Annotated in this window: 1 protein-coding gene; it reads left to right on the forward strand. The window is 64.7% G+C overall.

The window, feature by feature from the left end; translation table 11 throughout:
- Nucleotides 1–62 precede the first annotated feature (62 nt).
- Nucleotides 63–300: CoA transferase (locus PZH32_RS12965; protein ID WP_275208668.1), on the forward strand; the 238-nt coding region annotated here is incomplete at its 3' end.

Consider the following 300-nt stretch of genomic DNA (forward strand, 5'->3'; position numbering starts at 1 on the left):
GCTCCGGTTTCGGCAAGTTCGGCGACCCGGACCGCGTGAAGCGCCCCGCCTAAGACGGCACCGTGGGCCCCTATGCCGGCTTCACCTGCCAGAACGGCACGCCCGAGCAGCCCATGATCACCATGCCCTACTCCGGCGACTACATCAACTCCTACCTGCTCATCGCTGCCTCCCTGGCCGCGCTTCGCAAGGCCGAGCGCTCCGGCGAGGGCGAGTCCATCGACTGGGCCATGTACGAGGGCATCATGTACATGAGCCAGTACTACCTGGTGGACTTCTTGAACGAGGGCATCAAGTGGC

This window comes from Adlercreutzia equolifaciens, from assembly GCF_029076695.1.
Taxonomy (GTDB): Bacteria; Actinomycetota; Coriobacteriia; order Coriobacteriales; family Eggerthellaceae; genus Adlercreutzia; species Adlercreutzia equolifaciens_A.